The organism is Allobosea massiliensis (genome assembly GCF_042655245.1).
In the GTDB taxonomy this organism is placed as follows: Bacteria; Pseudomonadota; Alphaproteobacteria; order Rhizobiales; family Beijerinckiaceae; genus Allobosea; species Allobosea massiliensis.
Genome location: NZ_JBHSLU010000006.1, coordinates 1 through 8,377, shown reverse-complemented (window position 1 = coordinate 8,377; position 8,377 = coordinate 1). Strand labels below are relative to the sequence as shown.

General features: G+C 61.1%; 5 protein-coding genes and 4 pseudogenes. 4 read left to right on the top strand and 5 right to left on the bottom strand.

The genetic code is table 11. The annotated features are described in order from the left end of the window. Window positions 1-642 precede the first annotated feature (642 nt). Together ACFPN9_RS03130 and ACFPN9_RS03125 are read right to left on the bottom strand one after the other, a co-directional pair. On the bottom strand, window positions 643-768 hold the full coding sequence (locus tag ACFPN9_RS03130) for a hypothetical protein (protein WP_377815316.1): 126 nt from the start codon (window positions 766-768) through the stop codon (window positions 643-645). A 385-nt stretch (window positions 769-1,153) separates the two neighbouring features. After that, window positions 1,154-1,354 (bottom strand): hypothetical protein, encoded by a 201-nt coding sequence (locus ACFPN9_RS03125; RefSeq protein WP_377815314.1) that lies wholly within the window; start codon window positions 1,352-1,354, stop codon window positions 1,154-1,156. A 313-nt stretch (window positions 1,355-1,667) separates the two neighbouring features. Between ACFPN9_RS03125 and ACFPN9_RS03120 the strand changes: the two are divergent. Continuing rightward, window positions 1,668-2,860, top strand: a pseudogene (locus tag ACFPN9_RS03120) (IS256 family transposase). A gap of 40 nt (window positions 2,861-2,900) precedes the next feature. Here ACFPN9_RS03120 and ACFPN9_RS03115 read toward each other — a convergent pair. Further along, window positions 2,901-3,327, bottom strand: a pseudogene (locus ACFPN9_RS03115) (helix-turn-helix domain-containing protein); the annotation flags it as partial. A gap of 1,408 nt (window positions 3,328-4,735) precedes the next feature. Beyond that, window positions 4,736-5,411 (bottom strand): annotated as a pseudogene (istA, locus tag ACFPN9_RS03110) (IS21 family transposase); the annotation flags it as partial. Window positions 5,412-5,963: 552 nt separating this feature from the next. On the opposite strand from istA, the gene ACFPN9_RS03105 reads away from it, so the two are divergent. The 3 genes and pseudogenes from ACFPN9_RS03105 to ACFPN9_RS03095 form a co-directional block, all read left to right on the top strand. Further along, window positions 5,964-6,359, top strand: coding sequence for a hypothetical protein (locus tag ACFPN9_RS03105; protein WP_377815312.1), 396 nt, complete (start codon window positions 5,964-5,966; stop codon window positions 6,357-6,359). Window positions 6,360-6,720: 361 nt separating this feature from the next. Further along, window positions 6,721-7,014, top strand: a complete 294-nt coding sequence (locus ACFPN9_RS03100) for a hypothetical protein (RefSeq protein WP_068074970.1) — start codon at window positions 6,721-6,723, stop codon at window positions 7,012-7,014. Window positions 7,015-7,040: 26 nt separating this feature from the next. Continuing rightward, window positions 7,041-7,364 (top strand): annotated as a pseudogene (locus ACFPN9_RS03095) (autotransporter domain-containing protein); the annotation flags it as partial. A 91-nt stretch (window positions 7,365-7,455) separates the two neighbouring features. On the opposite strand, the gene ACFPN9_RS03090 reads toward ACFPN9_RS03095, so the two are convergent. Then, window positions 7,456-7,698, bottom strand: coding sequence for a hypothetical protein (locus ACFPN9_RS03090; protein ID WP_377815309.1), 243 nt, complete (start codon window positions 7,696-7,698; stop codon window positions 7,456-7,458). Window positions 7,699-8,377: the final 679 nt, after the last annotated feature.

Genomic DNA, 8,377 nt, shown 5'->3' with positions numbered 1-8,377 from the left:
ATCGGGGATCTCTCGGTTCAGGGTTGGCGTTCACAACCCAAACCTAACCGGCAATCGCCGGTGACCACCGTCAGCTACACCACGCTATGGGACACGACCCATTGGTGCTACGCTTTGGACAGATTTCAACCTCAACCGCCGGCCTGTTACTGATCGTAAGGCCGCTCTGCGAGGCATGAACGATTACAGGAGGATCAAGGTCACCATCGACGGGAAAACCCGCACGGTCAGGCCGCATTACATCCAAGGCCTCCACAAAGTGGATCGTGCCTTCATCGAGGGAGAGCTCGCTATCCCTCACGATGGCCCAACCATAGTGGTGACCCACCACGCACCCCATCCTGAATCGGTCGTGCCCATGTACCGCGGTGAACCGTTGTCCGCGTGCTACGCGTCAGATCTATCTGAGGTTATCGAGAAGTATCAGCCGAAAGTCTGGATACATGGGCACGACCACCATCACCATTTATACAAGGTTGGTGAGACGACTATATTCGCCAATCCCGCAGGATATCCCGTCGCCCACCACGGTGCGCGCGCAGGTGAGCGCGAGTGTAAAGAATTCAACCCTCGATACATTGTCGAAGTCTAAATTAATCGAAGCCCGGCCAGCGAACTCGATTACAAGCGCTGGCCGGACGGTTAGATTAAGTCAAACTTCACGGCTTCCAGGAAACGGCTGCCTTCACGCAAGGCGAGCAGGCGCTCGCGCAACGTCTCCGGGGGCGACTGCGAGGCGGTACGGATGGAGGACGATGTCAGCTTCATGGTGGCTTCTCCTACGCGTTGGTGACGGGGGCCTGGTCCAGACCGCTGAGGGCGGAAGGCCAAGGGTGCTGATCTGACGAACGTCGCGCGATGCCGGCCGGGGGGCGAGCTCCATATAGGTTCGGAGGACAGCTGAAACGGTCGCTTGTGAGGCATAGGTCAGGACGACGTCAAATTCGCTTAGCGCTGGTTAGAGTAGGGTCCGCCGTCGTATAGCGACTCAAATCGCGCCTTCATCGGAGCTGGTTCCCGATGGTGCGCCCGTGAGCGCCGGTTCATCCGACCAATATTCCAATGGTGCGCCCACGTGCACCCATTCATCGGACCAAATCGCTAATGGTGCGCCCAAGATCACCCTGAATTTAACCGTTCGATGTCGGCCTTTTCAGCTTTTTGATGGGCGGCTTTTGGTTAAGGCGGCCTTCCCAATGGCACGGCGTCGGGAAAGCTTTGCGACGTTGGCCTTGATGTTGGGAAGGTCGATGCCATTTCGGTCGACCGGAGCGGGCCGCGTCATGATCGCGACGAAGCCATCGACTTCCGCAAGGGCGCGGAGGGTCTTGGTGGCGTTGGTTCGTGAGAGCATGGGCGCCGATCCGTTCTCCGGCACGATTTATGTGTTCGGGCGCGGCGCGCCGAACGGATAAAGCTGGCCTGTTTCGATGGAACCGGCGTCGGCCTGTCCTCCAAGAGGCTGGAGGATGGCAAGTCCCAACGGCCTGCTCTCGCCCATGCTATCGTTCGACGCCTGTCCAGCTTCAGGCCTTGTTGGAGGGTCTGGACTGACGCCGTGTACATGAGCGGCGCCAGCCGCGCGTGGGACTGTCAGGATTTCCGTGTGCGGGCGGCCATAATGGATCCGATGGAGGTTCCCGATGGCATGACGCAAAGCCCCCCGCATTCCTGACGCGCTTCTGGACCAGTTGCTGGCCGGCGTCGATCCCAAGACGGCTTTCGACCCCAATGGGGTGCTCGACGATCTGAAGAAGGCCTTCGCTGAGCGGGCCCTGAACGCCGAGATGGATCACCATCTGTCAGCCGACGAGGCCGGCAACAGCCGCAACGGCTACGGCCGCAAGACGGTGACGACCGACACTGGTCGGATCGAGCTGGAGATTCCGCGCGATCGGCAGGCGACGTTCGATCCGCAGCTGATCGCCCAGTATCAGCGCCGCTTCCCTGACTTCGACGACAAGATCGTCTCGATGTATGCCCGGGGCATGAGCGCCCGCGAGATCGTCGGGGCATCTGCTCGAGCTCTATGGGATCGAGATCTCGCCCGATCTGATCAGCGCCGTCACCGATGCCGTGCTCGACGAGATCGCGGCCTGGCAGGCAAGGCCGCTGTAGCCGGTCTATCCGCTGGTCTTCTTCGATGCCCTGCGCGTCAAGATCCGCGACGAGGGCGTCGTCCGCAACAAAGCCGTCCATATTGCCCTCGGCGTCCGCGCCGACGGCGCCAAGGAGATCCTTTGCCTCTGGCTGGAGCAAAACGAGGGCGCGAAGTTCTGGTTGCGGGTCATGAACGAGCTTCGCAATCGCGGCGTCGAGGACCTTCTGCTAGCCGTCGTCGATAGTCTGAAGGGTTTCCCTGACGCAATCAGAGCCGTCTTTCCCGAGGCCGTGGTTCAGACCTGCATCGTTCATCTGCTGCGCCACAGCCTGGACTTCGTCTCCTACAGGGCAGGAAGGCGGTCGCCGGGGCGCTGAAGGGCATCTACCGCGCCATCGATGCTGCCGCCGGCGAAGCGGCGCTCAGTACCTTCGAGGAGGGGCATTGGGGTCGCCGCTATCCGGCGATGGCCCAGAGCTGGCGACGGGCATGGAGCGAGGTCGTGCCTACCCTTTCCCGGCCGACGTCCGTCGCATCCTTTACGCCACCAACGCGATCGAGGCGCTGAACGCCAAGCTGCGCCGAGCCGTGCGCACCCGGGGCCACTTCCCGACCGACGAGGCCGTGATGAAGGTCCTCTTCCTCGTCTTGAACCGCTCGGAAAAGGATTGGAAGATGGGGCCCCATGAATGGGTTATGGCCAAAGCTCAGTTCGCCGTCATCTTCGGCGAGCGCTTCACCAGGGCCATGGCGGCCTGATGTTCAACCCGCCGCCCGCACATGGATTTCCTGACAGTCCCGGATCGAGTTCGGGCTGGGCCTCGAACCAGTCGCGGCGCCGCTTCAGGACATCGGGCCGCTCCTTCTCCAGCGCATGGGCGGACTTTTTTGAACGTCCAGCCCCGCGCGCGAAGCCAGGCGCTCAGCGCGCTGCGACGGATGGAGACGGTGCGCTCGGCCAGGAGCCGTGCCGCCGTCTCGTGCAGGGTGATGTCCTGGCGCTCCTCGATCAGCCCGACGATGAAGGCTTCATGCGCGTCGAGGCTCGAGCCGCGCCGCCGCCCTTGCGGACGGGCCGTCCGCTCGCCTGTCCTGGACCGGGCAACCCACCGAATCGCTGTCGAGACCCCGACGCCGCACCGGGCCGCAGCCTGTCGCGCCGACAGGCCGTCCGTCGACGCCTTTAAAACACGCATCCCAAGATAGTCGCTCAGAGCTCGCGCCATCCAGCACCTCCTTCAACAAGGAGGTTGAATCAGCTCGCCCCAAAATCGTCGCATCACAATCGATTGAACGATCGACGGAAACGCTCTAGGATGGAAAACACCGATCGGGATTCTCGATCGGCGCCTCGCCCCGCGGAATTATGCCGGTGTTGCGACAGTCGATGCGGTCCGCCAAATACACGTAGCTAGCTTTCGGTGACCGCTGCAAGCACGCGAGCGTCAGGCCGTCGACGGCTTCGTCGGCGACGCATACGATGATGCCACTTGCGAGAGCTTCTCCACGACCCCGGAATGCGAGTTACTCGACCGAAACCGCGTTCGCATGAGCGAAAGGGTTTGGATGGCGGTCTTGTACTTCATCGGAGGCTTCTAGAGCCCGCCACACTGCCATTCGGTGCTGAGATACCTCTCGTCCATCGATACCAGAGAATGGTTCATGAGCTGCTTGATCCGCCGAAAGCGGGATTAGACCATTGAAGCGGGTCAATTTCAATCATGGGGCCGATGATGTGCTGCTGAGTTGGGGCTCTTCAATGTTAGAAGTCAGTCGCTCAATACCTTCGCTAAGAAGGTTCCGGACACGCACTAGCTCAGCAATGAATATTCGACGAGCCTCAGGATCGGGTGTGCCAACCCTGGGGTCACCCTTTAAATTCAAGGTTATTCATTATCTGCAGATTCGTAATTGACGAGCTAGACCATTTTGGGTTTGATTCTTCAGCTACACCTTCGGCTGTGAGAGTAAGATTTAAGCCCCCATCTGTCGCCAGCGCTCCGCTGATTTACATTCAAGGGATGTCATGATCATCTATGAAATCTAAGCGTTTTACATTTAGAATATAGTATTTATATACGTCAGCCGATTCTGTAACGATACGATTAAATTGAATCTTCATACATCTTACTCGTATGCATTCACGTGTGTCAAAACGTATTTAGATTATATAGCATTTGAATCGTCGTATTGCAAGAGGGTGATTTGATGCTTGGAAATAATGTGATTGAATATCTGACAAGGACAACTTTTGAACTCGCAGGAATCAATAGCATAGTTCATCAAATCTATTTAACGGTACGATTAACATTGCCAAGAATTGATGATGAAATCCATTCGCCAGCGTCATCCACTCAGGCAGGGCGTAAGGATTGGGCCTCAAGCTCGGCGCTCAGGTTCTTTATTGGATCAGTCTTGACAGCGCTCGCACCAAAATGAGAGCTCCTCGGTCGGCCGCTAGAATCCTGCCCGTCAGCGCACTTGCATACGCTAAGCTCTCGGAGAATGCGCCTTGCGCGCCATCACATATGTCACATTGATCGAGCGATAGTGCCCGTCGTCCTCGACCCAGCGATCAATGAAGCCTCTGTCCCGCTCGACTTTGCCCGTCGTCTTGGCCCGATAGGGCCGTCAGGCGCGCGGATGGAAGCCGTAATGCCTGGCCAGCGCAAGGAGCGGCCGATTGTAGATGATGTGGCCCTGCTCATCCTCATCCGCCACCGCCGTCTTCATGCGGTCGTAGAGGATCTCGATCGGCACGCCGCCGATCGCGGCAAACGCGGCCATATGGCAACGCAGCAGCGTCTGCAGATCCTGATGCAGACCGAAGCGGGCGATGATGTGCCGGGAATGGCCCAGCACCATCGAGAACAGCCAGATGATCCGGGCGATGCCGGGCTCATCGTCGAACACCGTGACGAAGCGAGCGAAGTCGACCTGGGCCTGATGGCCGGGAGGCGTTTCGAAGCGAACCTCGAAGGTTGGGGCCGTCGCTCGGGCGGATCGCCGCCACGAACCGCTTCACGGCCGTATAGGCGCCGTTGTAGCCGCGCTCCCGCAACACCCGCGTCAGGCGCGTCGCCGTCAGTTTGGGGAAGGCCGCGATCCGCTCACGCACATAATCGAGATAGGGCGTAATCTTGTTGGGCCGGCCAACCTGGCGGGGCCCGTAAGCCGGCAGCTCCAGGCCTCGCTCGATGTATTTGCGGATCGTCTTGGGACCACGCCCCGTGCGACGCGCGATCGCCGTCACGGACAGTCCCTGGCGGTGAATATCCAAGATCATCATCAGTTCTCCAAGCTGGACCACCGCCGCCCCCCTACCGTTCCACGGCGGGCATCCTCCGCGACAGGTGGAAAGCCTGAAGCTGCGGGGCGCGCCCCGCAGCTTCAGGCAAGGACGCCAGCCAGGGAATTCTCGGCGCCCACTTTCAGGGAGAATTCAACGCCCAGCGACAGCACGGCCAGTTCGACCATCAGCCTGACCGATGGCGTCGACAACGCGACGCCGGTCGAGATCGCCTAGAACACGACGAAATTCGAGGTAGCGGGAACCGACATCACGACAACTGCTCCGGTAACCGAGGCGATCCAGGGCGGCCTGACCAAGAATGGCCTCGGCGAACTGACGCTGACCGGCGTGAACTCTATCGCGGGCAGATGATCGTCAATGCCGGCCGGCTGATCGTGAACGGCTCGATCGCCAACACATCAGGCGTGGTCATTGCCGATGGCGCCGTGCTCGCAGGCAATGCCGCGATCCCGAATCTGACAGTTAAGCCGGCGCAAAACTCTCGCCTGGCAATTCGATCGGCACGTCAACGTTGCCGGCAACCTGACCCTAAATGCCGGCTCGACCACGGTGATCGAGATCCAGGGAGCGACGGTCGACAAGATCACGGTCGGCGGAACAGCGACCATCGCTGGCACTCTGCAACTCGTAGCTCTGGGGGGCACCTATCAGTTCGGCTCGCCTTACACCTTCCTGACTGCGACCGGGGGCGTGATCGGAAGCTTTGCGACGATCACCACGGATGCGGGTTTCGGTGTCGGTGTCAGCTCAGCCGTGAGCATAGCAGGCAACAGTGCCGCCGTGACTCTCACGGCTGCGCCGTTGGTCACCACAGCTGTTGCGGCGGCGACGGCCAACACTGTGGCTGCCCAGAAGGCTCCGGTTCTGGGCCTGACCCAGACGCGCAACATCACTGCTGTGGCCTTGGGTCTCGACCGGGCCGTCGCAGCCGGGGCGGATGTGTAGTCGCTCTTTTCCGTCTACAACCAGTCGACGCGCGAGGCTCTGGCCGCAGCCGTCAACACGCTGTCGGGCAAAGTCCACACCGCGACCAGCGCGGCGGGCCTGCGCGTCTCAGCCCAATTCCTGGCGCGTGATGCTCGATCCCTTCGCGATCGGGCGCGACGGGTCACTGATGGGCGGCGGGGCCAGATCATACACGGCTGATCTGCCGGGTCGGAAGGGGCTGGTCCCCGCGCCCTAAGCCCGGATTGCAGTCGAGCCGAACTATAATGTCTGGGCGGCGACATTCGGCGCTTCCGGCCGGACCAATTGCAACGCGACGCGTGGCGGCTTTGCCAAATGCGAAATCACCTACGGCTGGGGCATGACGAACGCCGACCCCTCCCAGGCCGGCCTCTGCGGATCGACCCAGATCGGGGCGCTTCGTCTGGGCGCTCAAGCCTCCTATGGCTCGATGCAGATCGAGACGTGCCGCTCCATCGCCGTTCTTGGGCGGGGGCTGGCGGCCGACTATCTGGCGGAGGTTCTGTGTGGACGGCTGCAGGCGGCCAATGACCTGTTCGGCAGCAACGGCTTCGCGTTCGCCCTCCTTCGCCGAGCTGCAGATCCAGAGCGTCCGGACGCCAGACCTCAACGAGAGCAATGCGATGACGGGTAGGGAGCGGGCGTGAATGGCGTGGCCGGACCAACACCGCGATCCGCTTGGAACTGGGCATGTCGGCGACGATGGTAACTAGCTTCAGCGGGCGCCGCTCGACCCTGTTCACGAAAATTGGCTGGGGGCACGACTATCTGCGCGACATGACCTTCGCCGCGACGCTGACGGGCGTGCCGGGAGCCGGTTTCGTGGTCGCCGGCGCGCGGCAGGACCGCGACATCGGGCTGGTGGCGGCAGGCTGCGAGTACAAGCTGACGCCGAACGCGGTGCTGTGCAGTCGCTTCGACAGCAGCGCGTCGGCGAGTTCGCGCAGCTACGCCTGCAGCGGCTCGATGAGAATGAGCTTCTGAACCCGGTTCGTCAGCGACGTCGAGCGGTGCCCGTGATGACGTGGGCCTTCAACAAGCGCGGCGATGTACGAGGCGTCACCGCCGCACCTTATCACGTCCAAGTGGCATGCACGGCTGTTCGTCCGAAGCCCGTCGTGCCGCGCAACAAGCCAGCTGCCGGGCCATCATCATCGTAACGGAAGTACTGTAGCTTAGGGAGAAGCCCGTCCTTGTCCACCACAAAAGCAGGCTCACTGATGCCATCAGCCGCGCCCTTTTCCGCCGGCAGGCCCTCACGGGCTTCGGCTTCTCCTGCTATGGCCGCGTCGAATTCAACCTCAGTGTGGTCTGGCATGCAACTTGGCTTGTTTCGTTCGATCGCAAGACCGCGGTCTTCGCAGGCTCCGACAACAGGGGCACGCCGTGTCCACATCGTCTCACCTGTGGCGGGCTGCAAGCTCAAGGTCATTGACCCGCAAGGGCTCCTCGCCGACGTCAGCTATCGTATCGTCGCCGAACCCTGCAAAGCTCGCTAGACGACCTGCCTCGTGGGGCCTGCGTGATCCCAGCCTATCTCGGCAACGGCCTGACAGCATCCGGGCGCGCCAGAGCCAAATCGACGACCTGCTGCACAAAGCCTTACGTGCCCGAGTCGCTCGCAGGCCTGGCCTGCAAAGACCGCCGCCGCGCCATACCACTCTGACGAAGTAAATGTGCGGTGCAGAGCGTACGCACAGCGTACCATGTGCGCCCGTCCATCGGAAGAATAGTCCGATGGCCATTGACTGCTGCCGGCGCAAAATGCGTTCTCCGCGATCGCCATCGAGTCGGAATGAACGGACGCAGTTACTGGCTCAATGGGAGAATAGCCAATTGGTCCGGACGACGATCTGCCCTTCAGAGTGCTGAAGATTGCCTGATCAGCGCCGAACGGTGGTCGTGTCCCATAGCGTGGTGTAGCTGACGGTGGTCACCGGCGATTGCCGGTTAGGTTTGGGTTGTGAACGCCAACCCTGAACCGAGAGATCCCCGAT